The sequence below is a fragment of the Arthrobacter sp. Y3223164 genome (assembly GCF_059091005.1).
In genome coordinates, this window is record NZ_JBNHGF010000029.1 from 1 (window position 1) to 15211 (window position 15211).

Genomic DNA, 15211 nt, shown 5'->3' on the forward strand with positions numbered 1-15211 from the left:
GGCTCGGTGCGGCGGGCGCCGGTCGCCTCGAAGGCGGCCGCCACGGCCAACAGGGCGTTGTCGTCGTAGGCGCGCCCCGCGAAGGTGAGTCCCACGGGCATGCCGATGTCCGCCGTCGTGCCCATGGGCACGGTGACGGTGGGAATGCCGAGGTGGCGCGGGACGAGGTTCCCGTTGGCCACCCAGACGCCGTTGCGCCAGCCAAGGTCTGCCGAAGCCTGGTTGATGTCCATGTCCGCGGGGCCGATGTCCGCCACCGCCGGGAAGACGACGGCGTCCAGCGCGTGGTGGTCCAGCCAGGCTTCCAGGTCCACCCGGCGGGTTTCCTCGAGTCCCCGCAGCCCCTCCTCCAGATGGGGGATGTCGGTGAACGAGGCAACGCCGTGTTCGCGCACGTGCGCCGGATAGGCGGCGATGTCGTCGAAATCGTCGTAGGGGTCGGGCAGGGCTCCGGGCGGGTGCGGAAAAATCTTTGACCCGTCCACGTCGGCCAGGGTCCGGAGCGCGGGGTCCCCGTTGGCGGCGAGGAAGTCATCCCACGCCCACGCGGAGAGATCCAGGATCTCCCGCCGCAGGTACTCCGGGCTGACCAGGCCGCGGGTGCCGATCTTCGGGGCGCCGGGGCGGTCGCCCTCGTAGTTGGAGACGACCGGGAAATCGACGGGAACCACCTCGGCCCCCGCCGCCTCCAGGTCCCGGCGGGCAGCTTCCCACAGCTCGATGACGGAGGCCCGGGTCTCGATCCGCTGCCCGGTGGGACCGCCGATGCCGGGGTCCTCGCCGGTGCCGGCATCGGGGTCGGCGTTGATGTACATGCGGGGCACGCCGAACCGTTTTCCCTGCAGCGCGTCCCGTGCCTGCTGCAGTCCGCGGGGCGCCAGGGCCGGGTAGGAGTCGGTCCGGACCGACGAGGCGGCGGGGATGGGCACCCAGGGCTGCAGGCGCCAGAAGTCGCCGCGGGTTTCGGGGTCGTCCGCCACGATCACGTCCAGCACTTCCAGCAGGTCGGCCATGGTCCGGGTGTGCGGCACCACCACGTCCATGGTGGGAACCAGCGGCCAGTTGCCCCGCACCGAGATGACGCCGCGCGACGGGGTGTAGGCACACAACGCGTTGTTCGACGCCGGCGCCCTGCCGCTGGACCAGGTCTCCTCGCCGAGGCCGAAGGCGGCGAAACTTGCCGCGGTCGCGGTTCCGGAGCCGTTGGATGAGCCGGAGCCGAAGGCGGCCGTCAGGAAGTCGGCGTTGTAGGGGCTTTCGGCGCGTCCGTAGAGGCCGCGCTGCATGCCCCCGTTGGCCATCGGCGGCATGTTGGTGAGGCCCAGGAGCACCGCCCCTGCCGCGCGCAGCCGTTCGATGGCGAACGCGTCCCGCCTGGCGACCAGATGCTCGAAGGCGGGCGAGCCGGCGGCGGCGGTGAGGCCTTCGGCCATGTAACTGTCCTTGGCCGTATAGGGGATGCCGTCCAGCGGTCCCAGGGTTTCTCCGCGGGAACGCCTCCGGTCGGAAGCGCGGGCGTCCGCGAGCGCCTCGGGATTCATGACGACGACGGCGTTCAGCCGGATGCCGCCGTGGTCGTAGGCGGCGATGCGTTCCAGGTAGGCGTTCGTGAGTTCCTCGCTGGTCGCCTGCCCCGTGTGCAGCGCCTCGCGCAGCTGGGCAATCGAGGCCTCGACCACGTCGAACCGGCTCATGCTGCCGCCTTCGCGCCGAGCTTGGGTTGCTGCTGCGTGATGCAGTGGATCCCGCCGCCGCGGGCCAGTATCGGCCGCGCGTCCACCGTGACCACGCGGCGGCCGGGGTAGGCCTCGGCCAGGATTTCGGCCGCCAGCGCATCGGCGCGCTCCTCGCCGTAGCCGCAGGCGATCACGCCGCCATTGACCACCAGGTGGTTGACGTAGCTCCAGTCGACGAAACCCTCCTCGTCCTTCACGGTGTCGGGGGCGGGCAGCTCGATGATGTCGAACGGCTTGCCCGCCGCATCGACCTGGGTCTCGAAGAAGGACCGCAGGGACCGGCTGACGTCGAAGTCGGGGTGTGCGGGGTTGTTTTGCATGTGCAGCAGGATCCGTCCTGGTGCGGGAAGGGCGGCCACCATGTCTATGTGCCCGCGCGTGCCCAGGTCCTCGTAGTCACGGGTCAAGCCCCGGGGGACCCACACCGTATGCGTGGCGCCCAGCGTGCGGGCCAATTCCGCTTCCACCCGCCCCTTGTCGGCATACGGATTCCGATCGGGATCGAGCTGCACGGTTTCGGTCACCAGCACGGTGCCCTCGCCGTCAACGTGGATGGCGCCGCCTTCGTTCACCAGCAGGGAGGTGACGAGTTCGGCGCCGGCCTGCGCGGCGACAAAGCTTCCGATGCCGCGGCTCTTCTCCCACTCGGCCCAAGCCGGCGCGCCCCAGCCGTTGAAGGTCCAGTCCACCGCTCCCAGGACGTCCGGCCTTTCGTCGTCGACCACGAAGGTGGGGCCGATGTCACGCATCCAGAACTCATCCAGCGGCGCCTCGAGTCGGTCGATACCACCGTCCAGCATGCGGCCGGCGCGCTCCCGTTCCGTCGGGTCGACCACCATGGCAACGGGTTCAAACTCCGCGACGGCATGCGCGACCGCGGCCCAGGCGCCATACGCTTCCTCGACCGACGCCGCATCCCCGCCCAGCGTCAGCCCGGCCCGCGGGAACGCCATCCAGGTGCGCTCGTGGGGATCGGTTTCCGCCGGCATTCTCCAAGCCACAGAGGCCTCCGTCTCGTGAGGGAACAGGAAGGCGGTCCGACCCGCCTTGTTGATCGCATGATCAATAATGCAGCGAAGTTACTCTAGACTGTTCTGTGATGTCAAGCACACCCAAACGCACCCCGCGCAAGGCGCCCGCCGAACGCGCCGCAGAACTCGCCGAAGCGGCCCGGACCATCGGGCTCGAGCAGGGCCTTGCCGCGATCACCCTGCGCAACGTGGCGGGCAGGGCCGGTGTGGCCCCGGGCCTGGTGGCGCACTACCACCCCACCGTCGATGTCCTCGTGGCCGGCGCCTTCACCTCCATCGTGGCCGCTGAAATCGATGAGGTGTCGGCCATGGTGGCGGAGAAGCCCACGCCCCGGCAGGGCCTCGGCCTGCTGCTTGACACGCTTCTGGACGACCGCCGGCTGGATGTGACGGCGGTATGGGTGGAAGCGTGGTCCTTGGGCCGCCGGAACGAGGCGCTGGCAGTCAGCGTGCGCGCGCAGATGGACGCGTGGCAGGCGGTGATCCGGCATTTGCTCGAGGCGGGCGTTGCCGCCGGCGAATTCGCCACGCCGGACGCGGAAACCGTGGCCTGGCAGGTTCTGGGCATGATCGACGGGCTGAATGCCCAGGGGCTGGTGCGCTGGAACGGGGTCAGTGACCGGCACACCCACCTCGCCCGCGCCGTCGAAGTGATGGTCGGCGCGGCGCCGTCGTCGCTGCTGCCCCACGCGGCGCCCGTCACGGACCAATAGCGCGCGGCCGCCTTTCGGTGGGCAGGACGACGGCGGCATCAGGCTTATGCTCTTCGCGTCGGAAAGCTTGGGAAGAGTTCCTTTGCCATGGCTGCACCAGGGCACCGGCACGCGCCTCGGGAAAAGTCCGCTTAGGCCTCAACGTGCGCATGCTCGCGGACCACTTCAATCCAGCGGTCTGTGACCAGCGACCATTGTTCTCTGAGCGCGGATTCGGCTTTCATAAATCGGTCAATAATCTCCGATTCCGGGTTGATCCCCAGACCGGCCAAGATATCCCCGCTCTCGAGGCTCCACTGACTTGCCGTGCGTGCGACTGCTTCGAGGTGGAATTGCACACCCCAGGCGTTCCGACCGACACGAAATGCTTGGTTGCGGCAAACGTCGCTCGAGCACAAGGAGACAGACCCTGCCGGAAGCGTGGCCACTTCAAGCCAGTGCCATTGGAGCGCTTGGAGCGGTTTGTCAAAGCCGTAAAGCAGCGGATCCGCGGCTCCCTCGGGAGTCAATTGCATCTCCACGAGCCCGATCTCCGGCCCCGCGGCGATCGTGTCAACACGTCCACCGGCGACATGGGCGAGCAATTGCGCGCCCAGGCAGATTCCCAAGAGCGGGACCTGCGTCTCCAGGGCGTCCTTCACCAGGGCGCGCACTCCAGGCAGCCACGGGGCGGACTCGTCGTCGACGGGCCCGGGAGTACCACCGAGCACTACGATCCCGTCGCAGCCGGCGCTGGTAGCGGGCACAGAGTTCGCAGTTTCCGGTCCCACCACGGTCGTCTCCACCCCAGCCCGGGCCAGTCGTTCGCCGACCAGCGCTGCGTCGGCGCTGCGTTCGTGTTCCACGATGAGGACTTTAAGCTTGCCGCCTTCGGCGGCTTCCAACATCTCAAAGCCTCCCTGCTGCAATGATTTTTTTCAGAAATTCCTGCGTCCTGGGTTCCGCGGGGTTGCCGAAAATTTGCTCGGGTGGCCCAACCTCCAAGACCTGCCCCTCATGGAGAAAGGCCACACGGCTTGAGACTTCCCGGGCGAAAGACATCTCGTGGGTGGCCATGAGGATAGTCAGTCCGTCGTTGGCCAGATCCCGGACGATGTTCAGCACCTCGGCGACAAGTTCCGGGTCAAGGGCGGAGGTTATCTCATCGAGCAGCAGCACGTCGGGGTTCATTGCCAGCGCCCGCACGATGGCCACCCGCTGCTGCTGGCCACCCGACAGCTGGTCTGGAAAGGCCTTGGCCTTGTGATCCAATCCCACCCGCGTGAGCAGTTCATGTGCCTGCTTCTCTGCTTCCGCTCTCGCCACTCCCAACACCCGGGTTGGGGCGAGAGTGACATTGTCCAGGGCCGTCATGTGCGGGAATAGGTTGAAGCTCTGGAAGACGATGCCCACCCTGCGCCTTAAGGCATTCACGTCGATGCCCTCGCCGGACACGACGTCATTGTCCAAGTAGATTTCTCCGCCTTGGATCGTTTCCAACGCGTTTACGCAGCGGAGCAGGGTCGACTTCCCGCAACCTGAAGCGCCGATGAGGCAGACAACCTCGTGTTTTTCGACGTGAAGGTCGATGCCACGCAAGACAACGTTGTCTCCGTAAGACTTGACCACACTGTTCATTTGAAGAAAGGGCATGATTATCCTTGCAGCCTTTGTTTTCTCTCGTCCCGCTCCAACAGCCGGTCGACAAACCGGGTCTGCGGAATGGTGATCAGTATGAACAGAATCGCGACGACGGTGACCGAGGACAGGTTGAAGTAGTTGCTGGCGTACGTCTTAGCCTGAGTGAATGCGTCCACCGTCCCGATGATCGTGACGAGCGCGGTATCTTTCTGCAGCCCAATGAAGTCGTTGAGCAGCGGCGGCGACACGCGCCGGAATGCTTGCGGGACGACGACGAAACGCAGGGTCTTGCCGTAGCTGAGGCCGAGCGACCTGGCCGCCGAAACCTGCGACCAATGAATGCTCGAGATGCCGGCCCGATATACTTCCGCCACATACGCGCTGTAGGTCAAGGTCAGGGCAAAGATCGCCGCCCACATCGGACTCATATCGCTGAGCAACGGCACATTGGCCAGCGGCAGACCGAACCCGATGAGGTAGATGACGATGATCGATGGGATGGCACGGAACACGTCCACATACATCATCGCGAGCCAGCGGATAGGCCTGCCCGCCTGGCCGGGCACCATCCTCGCGATGGCAATGACCAAACCGAAAATCAGAACGAACAGCTCTGCCGTCACGGCAATAATGATGTTGTTGGTGAAGGCCTTGGCCACGTCGCCCAGGCTCTGCGCCATGAAGGAGATATCGAAGAAGGTGGACTGGACTGCGTGATCGTTCGCCAGAAGGAACAAAACGAATACGCTGACGATGCTGACCGGCATCGACGAACCGAGCGTAATCCAACCACAGTTGGCTCCCCGGAACCTTAGGCGCCGCCCCTGCACCAGGTCGCCGGCCTCCAGCGCGGCGGAACCGGCCTTGGCGAACCGGTAACCGCGCACGAGCGGGATTCCTGTCGCAAGGGCCAACGCCACGAGAGTGGCACCGACGCCAGTAAGGACGACGGTCCAGAGCCCTTCCGTCGCCGCCGCGTTCAACATCACCGCGGTGTAGGCGGTCAGGCCAAGGGCCAAAAGGAAGATGACGGTGGCTGCCAGCAAGACTGTACTTGTTGCATCGGCAGGCTTCGCGTCTTTTGCGCGCCCTGTCGGGGGCGAGGAAGTTATGGGCGGGAAAACACCCGTCATTTAAGGTCGTCCCAGACGGGGATCGTGGCCGGGTCGACCCCGTAGGCGTCGGCAAGGTAGGTAGAGCCCAACTTGTCGAGGGTTCCGTCCGCGCGGAGTTCGGCAAGGATCTCATTGACGGTGTCGACGTTGGTCGATCCCTTGGGCATCATCACTCCGTAGGATTCGTCCGTCGGGATTTGGCCTGCCACCTTCAACGCGCCACCGGACTTCGCCGCTGCGCCCAGCACGATGCTGAGATCCTGAATACCGGCATCGATCCTGCCTGCTGCGACGGCAGCCTGCTGTTCGGGATCCCCGGGGAAAACAGCCACTTCGCTCTTGGGCTTGATCACATCCGCCACCAGCATCTGACCCACCGTTCCCTGCTTTACCCCGATCCGGGAGTCGGCAAGGTTTTGTTCGTTGACGGAAGAGTCCTTCTTGACCAGCACCCCGGCTGTGGATTGGAAATAAGGTTCGGAAAATTCCATCACCTGCTTGCGCTCTTCGGTGATCGTGATCTGGTTCAGCGTCATATCGAAATCACCCGCCTTCCCTGCCACGAGACCGTCAAAGGACGTATTCCGCAGGACGATATTTTCGGCTCCAGCCCGATGTGCGATGTTCGCCAGCAAGCAGAAATCAAAGCCGCTTGCGATGCTCTCGACGGTGTCGCCGTTGTACCAGCCTGGCGACGGGAGGTCCGCCTTGACCGTGATGGTCCCCTCCTCAATCAGGTCAAGCTCGTGTGTGCCTGCCGGGCCGGACACGGCACAGTCGCCGTAGGAAGCCGGATTCCCGTCCGCGGCAGCATCGTCTGAATCGGTACCGGCGCCCCCTGCAGAGCTTCCGCAAGCCGCCAAACCAAACGCCAGTGCCACGGCACCGGAGGTAGTCACCATTTGAGAGAGTCGCATATCGTGGTCCTTTCGGCGGTGCCTAAATCGATTTAGGCAATCGCTTAGAATTGTAAGTGCAAGTGCACCGCAGGTGTCAACTACGTCACACCAGAGAGAGATCTACATCGCATGAGGGAGCGGCCAAGCAGCGGCGCTGCGGCACCGCGCGTTCGCATCAAGGACGTTGCTGCCGCTGCCGGGGTGTCCACAGCGACGGTCTCGAACGTCTACAACAAGAAGGGCGAAGTGGCCGCGTCAACGCGCACAAAGGTCCTGGCCACCGGCAAGAGGCTCGGATACCAGCCAAACCCATCAGGCCGAGCGCTGCGGATGGGGCAGACCCGGGTTTTAGGCGTCCTCGTGAGTTACCGAAATTCCCCTGTCTGGCGCTACACGTACCTGCCCTATTACCGCGGCATAATTTCCGACGCCGCCATCGAGGCAATGGACCATGGCTACTCCGTGGTCGCGGCGTCACCGAAGGCAGACGACCTCGCCGATTCCTTCCCGCTCGTAGACGGGGTCATCGTCGTCGACCCTCTGGACAACGACCCCATAGTCGCCTTCTGCGCCGAACGGGGTATTCCGCTGGTCGCCGACGGCGGCTTCGTCAGGGGCTTGGAGGGGGACCTGCAGATGGCGGTCCTGGGCAATGTGGGTCGTTCCGTGCATGACATGCTCGACCTCACGGCCCGCCAAAGCCACGCCGTGGCCGGGCGTGCCCCCACCCACATGGCGCTCTTCACCGGATCCATCATTGACCGCTACACGGCGGAAACAGAAGCGGCGTTTTCCTCCTGGTGCAAGGCACATGGAATTCAGGCGCGCATCACGGCTCTAGGACCCAGCGAAGACGCGGGACAGGCCGCCCACCGACTGCTGTCCACCGATCTGCCCGATGCGGTCTATTGCCTTAACGAGAGTTACTCCGGTGCCATCATCGCGGCCGCAGCAGTTCTGGGGGTGGGAATCCCCGGGGATGTAGTCGTCTCCTCCGCGGCGACCTCCGAGCAGGCCATCCACGACCCGAGGGTCAACTATATGGAATCTGCAGACCCCGAGGGCCCCGGGCGAAGTGCCGTCCGCCTCCTCGTCAATTTTCTGGAAACGGGAGTCCGGGAAGATGCCCATCGCGTGTTCCGGCTGCGGCCCGCGGAACAATGGACCATGCCGCACAGCTAGGCCTGCATCAGGGAAACGACTCATCAACCGGGCGCTGGCCCAGGATCGCACCGCGTCTGCCGGGAAGCCCCGTCTACCTGCCGTGGTCAAGCGGTCGACGAGGGCGGGCCGCGCACCTACGGAAGGTGAGCGGCCGCCGTCGTTCCGGGGTTACTTGTCCTGATTGATGCGGATCATGTTGCCCGAAGGGTCGCGGACGGCGCAGTCGCGCGGTCCCCACGGCTGGTCCATGGGCTCCTGCAGGACCTCTGCCCCGATGGACACCAGCCGTTCGAAGGCGGCGTCCAGGTCATCGGTGCTGAAGACCAGCATGGGCAGCACGCCCTTGACCAGCAGCTCCTGGAGCTGGTCGCCGTCGGCCTGCGAGCGCCCTGCATGGGGTGCGGAAAGCACCAGCTCCAGCCCGGGCTGGTCGGGGCTGCCCATGGTGATCCAGTGGAAGCCGTCGTTGGCGACGTCGTTGCGGACTTCCAGCCCCAGGCCGTCCCGGTAGAACGGGATGGATTCCGCCGGGTCATTGACCGTGATGTTGCAGTACTGAAGTGAAATGCTCATGCATCCAACCTACGCAGGGGCCGGGGCGGCCGCTTCTTCGATCCTGCTCGATCTCAGGTCCACGGGCCGGGTGAGCAGCTTCGCGATGCAGGGCGGCATCGCCTCGGCCGCCGGGTGCTCCCGGGCCCGATAAGCGCTGGGGGTTTCGCCCACCAGCTGGGTGAACCGGGTGCTGAACGATCCCAGCGAGGTGCTGCCCACCTCCATGCACGCGTCGGTGACGCTCGCCCCGGAGCGCAGCAGCGCCATCGCGCGCTCAATCCGGCGGGTCATCAGGTAGTTGTAGGGCGTCTCCCCGTAGGCGGCCTTGAACCGGCGCGAAAAATGCGACGGCGACATCAGCGCCTTCGCCGCCATCGTCGGCACATCGAGCGGCCGGGCAAAGTCCCGGTCGATCAGGTCCCGCGCCCGGCGCAGATGCGCCAGGTTCGCCAGCTCCTCAGGGGTCACACGTCGAGAGTATCCCCTGCCCGGATCGACGGGTAGCCGTGCGGGGCGGCAGGCGGCGCACCGCGGCTTCCCGGACCCCGGATGGCAGCCGTGGCGGGCCGTTGGACGTCGCGGCCGGCAACTACGGGGTGGCAGTCCGCGATCCGCCCCTGCACTCTGGCGCAATCCCGGGACCCACGGCTAGCGTCTCATTACCGGCAGTTCCCTCGAGCCGCCGATCCCGACAGCGCAGCCGCCTGAGCCGGCGCGCTGGCGCATGAATCGCTCAACCTTTGGAGGACATGCAGTGACGCACCAGCCCAAGAGCAGCACCAGCCACGGTTCGGCCAAGCCCCGGCGCTACCGTGGCCTGGCCGCGGCGGCGGCCCTCGCCGTCATCATTCCCTTTAGCGCCGCAACCCCTGTTCTTGCGGATGCCAACTTCCCCTCAACCGAGGGCAACACCAATACCGCCAGCATCCTGACCTATGACGACCTCGTGAAGGAACTGCGGAAGCTGGAAAAGAACAGCCGCTTCGGCGTGGACGCCTTCACGCTGGAGGAGGCCGGCACGCAGGTCAACAAGTCCGAGCAGGGCCGCGACCTCTGGGTGGCCACCGTCGGCACCGGCGCCGAGCACGTGTGGATCCAGGGCCGCATCCATGGCAACGAACCCTACGGCACCGAGTCGATCCTGTCGCTGCTGAAGGACCTGGGCACCAACGGTTCGGCGGACTATCAGCTGCTGCGCGAGAAGTTCACCTTCCACTTCATTCCGATGTACAACCCGGACGGTTCAGAGGCGAACATCCGCCATACCGTGCTCTGGGACCAGGCCGCCGATCTGCCGGAGTTCGGCGCCAACGGGCGGGAACAGCGGATTGACCTGAACCGGGACTGGACGCCCACCGGATTCGTGGCCAACGAGTCGCTGGCCTTCTATGAGTACTGGACCGACGTGAAGCCGGCCTACGGGATCGACATCCACCACCAGGGCCTGAAGAAGGAGTGGGGCACCGGCGATGATGTCACGCTGTCGTTGGGCATCTCGCTCGCCCCGGGCGGCCCGACCCTGCCGGGGATCAAAGACGGGGCCTACGACGAACTGACCCGCCAGATGCACGTCCACGTCTACGACGAACTCTCTCAGTACGGTTCCATCAACATGGACCGCTACCAGGTGGGCAACGGCCTGGAGATCGACATCAAGGGCGGCGTGGTCTCGGCGATGATGCTGGGTCTGGACTATCAGGGCATGAACCCGGAGGGCCACTCCAACCCCGTGGTCTTCTTCGAAACGTCCGGCAACACGTCCGACGGCAGCCTCGGCCAGAAGGCGAGGGGCAAGAGCGTCAGGCAGAACCTGCTCGCCATGAAGGAACTGCTGCTGGGCCTGGCCACCGGCGAAGTCCAGCAGGAGGACGCGGACCGCTGGGAGGAAATCCCGCATCAGCCGGTCACCGGCTACAACACCGACTACGCCGGGACCATCCCGGTCCCGTAGCCGGCCTTGCCAGCAGTGGCGCGGTGCCTTCCCGCGCCGTGCCACTGCGCCGCCGACGACGATGGTGCGCGCACCATCGGGCCTCGGTCCCGACCAGAGGCGGGTGCCGCCGTCGCGCCTTACGCCCATTGCATAGTGACCACGGTTTGCGCCACGCTGATCTCGTGGCACAACCCCGGGACGGCGAACCGCCGGCACACGGCGCGGGCCCCGAAAGCTCCGCGGAACATTCCGAACAGCCGGAGCGCAATTCCGCCATGTTGGCCCGGGAGTCCAGCGAGTTTGACCGGGGCATCGGCTTTTACGACGTCATCTACGGTTTCGCCATCACGCTGCTGATCACCAACCTGGATGCTCCTTCGCCGGAGGCATGGCAAGACCTCCGGTCGCTGGCAGGCTCCGGCCTGGTGCATCAGCTTGCCGGTTTCGTCCTGAGCTTCGTGGTGATCGCCGTGTTCTGGCGGATAAACCTCCGCCTGATACAACGGCTCTCGGCACTTGATTCCGCAACGACGACGGCGAACCTGGTGGCTGCCTCATTCGTCATCCTGATTCCGTTCACCACGCAGGGCATCAGCGACCCCGAGACCTCGTCCCTGGAACTGTCGACCGTGCTGTACGCTGCCAACCTTGCCCTCGCTGCCTTGGCACAGCTGGCCATCTTCGAGATCGCCCGCAGGAACCGCCTCGAGATCGAGCCGATGAACCGCAGGCAGCATCGGGCGTTCGTGCTCGATTCCCTCGTCCCGCCGCTGGTCTTCGCTTTGTCGATTCCGGTGGCCTTCGCCGCCGGCGGGACGGCGGGAAAGCTCACCTGGGCCTCGCTCATCGTGCTGGGGCCCCTTTCGGGCAGGCTCGCCGCCCGCGAAAGCCGGCGGCCAACGGCTGCTTCAACGCAGAAGGAGCGCCGGTGACCAGGAATTCCTCCACGGGCTGCCGGATCGCGCCGATTCTCCGCCCGTGAACCTGAGGTGGGAGGGCTCTTAAAGGGGGAGGGACGGACGAGCTCGTGCCCGTCCGTCCCTCCCAACTTTCTTCGCTGTGGCGCACGGGCCGGCTAGGCCTCCACGATGATGACCGTGACCACGGGCTTGCGCCGCAGCGCCCGGTCGGACCAGCGGATCAGGGCCTGCGCGATCGCCTTCTCGGCGTCCGGGCCGGTCTTGTCGCCGCGCATTTGCATCAGCGTCTTCTCCACGATGCCGGTGGCCTTCTCCAACTGCTCGACCGCCGGGGCGAAGCCGACCGGGAAGAACTCCGGGTCTTCCTCCAGCCGCCCGGTGTCCGGGTTGACGATCAGCAGCGCGGTGACTGCGCCGTCTTCGGCCAGCCGGAGCCGGTCCTGCAGGGAGGCTTCGGTGGCCGCGCCGGCCACCATGTTCTCCACATAGACGTAGTCCGCGGCGATCTGGCCGGAAACCCGGGCCACGCCGTCCTTCAGGTCGATGGTGGTGCCGTCTTCCACGATCAGCGCGCGCTTCGGGTCCACGCCCGTGCGAACGGCCAGTTCGGCATTGGCCTTCAGATGGCGGTGCTCGCCGTGGACGGGCAGCACGTTCTTCGGGCGGACCAGGTTGTAGCAGTACACCAGCTCGCCGGCCGAGGCGTGGCCGGAGACGTGCACCTTCGCGTTGCCCTTGTGCACCACGTTGGCGCCGCGCTTGGTCAGGTCGTTGATCAGCCGGTAGATGGAGGATTCGTTGCCCGGAACCAGCGAGGAGGCCAGCAGCACGGTGTCGCCCTCGGTCAGGTCGATCATGTGGTCGCCGCCGGCCATGCGGGCCAGCGCCGCCATCGGCTCGCCCTGGGAGCCGGTGCAGATCAGCACGGCCTTGGTGGGCGGCAGCTTCTCCAGTTCCTTGAAGTCCACGAGCACCCCGCGCGGGATGTTCAGGTAGCCGAGCTCGCGCGCCGTCGTCATGTTGCGCACCATGGACCGGCCCACGAAGGCGACCTTGCGGCCGTACTTGTGTGCCACGTCGATGACCTGCTGGATGCGGTGCACGTGGCTGGCGAAACTGGAGACAATCACGCGGCGCGGGGCGGTGCGCATGACCGTATCGATTGCCGGCACCAGATCGGCCTCGGCAGCGAGGAAACCGGGGACTTCGGCGTTGGTGGAATCCGGCAGGAACAGGTCCACGCCCTCGTCGCCCAGCCGCGCGAACCCGGCCAGGTCGGTGATCCGGCGGTCCAGCGGGAACTGGTCCATCTTGAAGTCGCCGGTTGCCAGCACCAGCCCGGCCCCGGTCCGGATGGCCACGGCCAGTCCGTCCGGAATGGAGTGGTTGACGGCCAGGAATTCCAGGTCGAACGGACCGAACTTCTTCCGGTCGCCCTCCTTGACCTGCACCATCTTGGCGTTCAGGCGGTGTTCCTGCAGCTTGGTCTTCACGAAGGCCAGCGTCAGCTTCGCGGAGATCACGGGGATGTCGGCGCGTTCCTTCAGCAGGTACGGCACGCCGCCAATGTGATCCTCGTGCCCGTGGGTGAGGACAATGCCGACGACGTCGTTGAGGCGTTCGCGGATGTAGGAGAAGTCGGGCAGGATCAGGTCCACGCCCGGGTGCTGCTCCTCGGGGAACAAGACGCCGCAGTCCACGATCAGCAGCTTGCCGCCGAACTCGAACACCGTCATGTTCCGGCCGATTTCGCCCAGTCCGCCCAAGGGGACTATGCGCAAGGCGTCTTTGGCGAGTTTCGGAGGAGTTTGCAACGGCTTGGTGTTCATGGATTCCGATCTATGGTGCGGTGTGTTGCCGGGCATCAACGCCCGAAGCCGGAGTTGCCGGCACTGAAGTCTTGGGTGGCCGATGCGCCCGAGGCGCTTCGACGGCCTTCCGCGCAGCGGGTGCGGACGGAAAGCATACTTCTCCCGACTTTACCACCGTTGACGCTTCGCTTCTCCAGTTCCGACCCGAGGCTACTGGCACCGCAAAGTGCTTTGTCTTGAATTTATCGTTCATCGTCATCGGGGGACCTTGGTGCCCCCGCGATGCTGGATGCAACGCCATCTGAGCAAATTCGAAAGCCGTCCTGATTTCGCGCGGATTTAGCAGTCATCCGAACTGGAGCTCAGTATCCTTCCCGTGATCGGGTCAGGCGTTCCACAGTGCAGCGTCGACATCACCGTGACGCCATTGCCTCATATCAGCAGCAGAACGAATGACTGCCTGCACGTGGTCATACTGCAGATTCGAAATGCCAGCCGACCGCATGTGGCGACGAATGCGTACATCTATTGCTGTCCCTGAATCGATCCCCGCGAGAATGTCCAAGTAGTCCACCGTTTTCGGGCCCACATGATCGACTTCACGCAGGGCTGCGCGAAGTACCTGACGTTGAGGAGCATCCGAGAGCTGAGCACGAAGATCTTCAACCGTGTCGATTCGGAATCCGTCGCTTTCAAGAACCTTGACGATTTCTTCAATCTGGGTCAGACGTTCCTGCCCCCTCCACCGAATTACACCCGAGAGCCCGCCCTGATCCAGGTGTCGGCGGAAGCCGGAAGTCGTCTCCGCATCGGGCCACGCAGCAATAAGGGCCTGCACGCGCGGTAGAACTGTGCTCTTGTACTTCTGCCGTCGCTGGAGAACAGCGTCAACCACAATCGCCCCCATATGGGACCAACCACGGGTAATTTTTGTGGATCCGGCAATTCCGTTTGAATCCATGTATGCGAGAAGCTTTTCTGCGTCCAGTGTGATCATGCCTGAATACTGCCATGCCAGTCCGTCGGTTTCGTGTACCACTTCCGTGGGAGAATTCTGCGCCCGCACGACGGCGCCTTGCACCGTAACGACCAGCGGCAGTAAGAACCGGCACCGATCACTTCGGCTAGGGTGACTGGGGATTCTCCGTTGCCGCCCACACAACCCGAAGGAGCCAGCCACGGTCCGCGCATTCGCCTCCCGGCCGGCATTGCCGTGGGTGCTTCTGGGCATCGCCATCCTGGCTTTAAGCCTGCGTGCACCGATCATCGCGCCCACCGCCGTCGTCGGGGACATCCGCGCCGACACCGGGCTGTCGGCCGCGGGCGCGGGCCTGCTCACGGGACTGCCGGTGCTGCTCTTCGCGCTAGCCACTCCCCTAGCGACACAGACGATCCGGCGCTGGGGCCCGGAAGCTACGGTGGTGCTGTGCCTGGCCGGTGTCCTGGCCGGAACCGTAATCCGATCCCTCGGCCCGGTACCGGTGGTGCTGACAGGGACGGTAATCATCGGCGCGGCGCTCACGCTCGGCAACATCGTGGTTCCGGTGCTGATTCGCCGCGACGTGCCCTGGAACCGCGTTTCCGCTGCCACCGGCGTCTACTCGGCCACGATGAACGTCGGCTCCATGGCGACCTTGCTGGGCACCGCACCGCTCGCCGCGCTCGTCGGCTGGCGGTGGGCACTGGCGGCCTGGGGCGTGTTGGCCATCCTCGG

At 65.4% G+C, this 15211-nt stretch carries 15 protein-coding genes; 5 read left to right on the forward strand and 10 right to left on the reverse strand.

Going from position 1 to position 15211, the window contains the following annotated elements:
* Both AC5RUJ_RS03390 and AC5RUJ_RS03395 read right to left on the reverse strand, forming a co-directional pair.
* The coding region (locus tag AC5RUJ_RS03390) for an amidase (RefSeq protein ID WP_494155603.1) at positions 1–1694 on the reverse strand (1694 nt) is incomplete at its 3' end.
* Positions 1691–2737 carry an agmatine deiminase family protein gene (locus tag AC5RUJ_RS03395; protein ID WP_494024700.1) on the reverse strand — a complete coding sequence of 349 codons (1047 nt, stop codon included), beginning with the start codon at positions 2735–2737 and terminating at the stop codon, positions 1691–1693. The genes AC5RUJ_RS03390 and AC5RUJ_RS03395, both read right to left, overlap by 4 nt.
* Positions 2738–2835: 98 nt before the next feature.
* Between AC5RUJ_RS03395 and AC5RUJ_RS03400 the strand changes: the two genes are divergently transcribed.
* On the forward strand, positions 2836–3480 hold the full coding sequence (locus tag AC5RUJ_RS03400) for a TetR/AcrR family transcriptional regulator (RefSeq protein ID WP_494024701.1): 645 nt from the start codon (positions 2836–2838) through the stop codon (positions 3478–3480).
* A gap of 131 nt (positions 3481–3611) precedes the next feature.
* Here the strand turns inward: AC5RUJ_RS03400 and AC5RUJ_RS03405 are convergent, their stop codons facing one another.
* The 4 genes from AC5RUJ_RS03405 to AC5RUJ_RS03420 form a co-directional block, all read right to left on the reverse strand.
* On the reverse strand, positions 3612–4367 hold the full coding sequence (locus tag AC5RUJ_RS03405) for a type 1 glutamine amidotransferase (protein WP_494024702.1): 756 nt from the start codon (positions 4365–4367) through the stop codon (positions 3612–3614).
* A gap of 1 nt (position 4368) precedes the next feature.
* Entirely contained in the window at positions 4369–5112 is a 744-nt protein-coding gene (locus tag AC5RUJ_RS03410; RefSeq protein ID WP_494024703.1) for an amino acid ABC transporter ATP-binding protein, read from the reverse strand.
* 2 nt (positions 5113–5114) lie between these two features.
* A complete protein-coding gene (locus AC5RUJ_RS03415; RefSeq protein WP_494024704.1) occupies positions 5115–6146 on the reverse strand; it encodes an amino acid ABC transporter permease in 1032 nt (343 codons plus the stop codon).
* An 83-nt stretch (positions 6147–6229) separates the two neighbouring features.
* Positions 6230–7132, reverse strand: coding sequence for an ABC transporter substrate-binding protein (locus AC5RUJ_RS03420; protein ID WP_494127835.1), 903 nt, complete (start codon positions 7130–7132; stop codon positions 6230–6232).
* 111 nt (positions 7133–7243) lie between these two features.
* On the opposite strand from AC5RUJ_RS03420, the gene AC5RUJ_RS03425 reads away from it, so the two are divergent.
* A complete protein-coding gene (locus AC5RUJ_RS03425; protein WP_494024706.1) occupies positions 7244–8296 on the forward strand; it encodes a LacI family DNA-binding transcriptional regulator in 1053 nt (350 codons plus the stop codon).
* Between the two features lie 150 nt (positions 8297–8446).
* On the opposite strand, the gene AC5RUJ_RS03430 is transcribed toward AC5RUJ_RS03425, so the two are convergent.
* Together AC5RUJ_RS03430 and AC5RUJ_RS03435 are read right to left on the reverse strand one after the other, a co-directional pair.
* The gene (locus AC5RUJ_RS03430; RefSeq protein WP_494013154.1) at positions 8447–8851 is read right to left on the reverse strand and encodes a VOC family protein; all 405 of its coding nucleotides are present in this window, start codon (positions 8849–8851) and stop codon (positions 8447–8449) included.
* A 9-nt stretch (positions 8852–8860) separates the two neighbouring features.
* Positions 8861–9301 (reverse strand): helix-turn-helix transcriptional regulator, encoded by a 441-nt coding sequence (locus tag AC5RUJ_RS03435; protein ID WP_494024707.1) that lies wholly within the window; start codon positions 9299–9301, stop codon positions 8861–8863.
* 286 nt (positions 9302–9587) lie between these two features.
* On the opposite strand from AC5RUJ_RS03435, the gene AC5RUJ_RS03440 reads away from it, so the two are divergent.
* Both AC5RUJ_RS03440 and AC5RUJ_RS03445 read left to right on the forward strand, forming a co-directional pair.
* Positions 9588–10784 carry a M14 family zinc carboxypeptidase gene (locus AC5RUJ_RS03440; RefSeq protein ID WP_494024708.1) on the forward strand — a complete coding sequence of 399 codons (1197 nt, stop codon included), beginning with the start codon at positions 9588–9590 and terminating at the stop codon, positions 10782–10784.
* A 164-nt stretch (positions 10785–10948) separates the two neighbouring features.
* On the forward strand, positions 10949–11698 hold the full coding sequence (locus tag AC5RUJ_RS03445; RefSeq protein ID WP_494024709.1) for a TMEM175 family protein: 750 nt from the start codon (positions 10949–10951) through the stop codon (positions 11696–11698).
* Positions 11699–11841: 143 nt separating this feature from the next.
* On the opposite strand, the gene AC5RUJ_RS03450 is transcribed toward AC5RUJ_RS03445, so the two are convergent.
* The gene (locus AC5RUJ_RS03450) at positions 11842–13515 is read right to left on the reverse strand and encodes a ribonuclease J (protein WP_494002171.1); all 1674 of its coding nucleotides are present in this window, start codon (positions 13513–13515) and stop codon (positions 11842–11844) included.
* Positions 13516–13882: 367 nt separating this feature from the next.
* Positions 13883–14494: a DUF8548 family protein gene (locus tag AC5RUJ_RS03455; protein WP_494024710.1), complete on the reverse strand. Its 612-nt coding sequence runs from the start codon at positions 14492–14494 to the stop codon at positions 13883–13885.
* A 220-nt stretch (positions 14495–14714) separates the two neighbouring features.
* Between AC5RUJ_RS03455 and AC5RUJ_RS03460 the strand changes: the two genes are divergently transcribed.
* Positions 14715–15211, forward strand: a 497-nt coding sequence (locus AC5RUJ_RS03460) for an MFS transporter (protein ID WP_494155604.1), incomplete at its 3' end; no start/stop codon positions are given.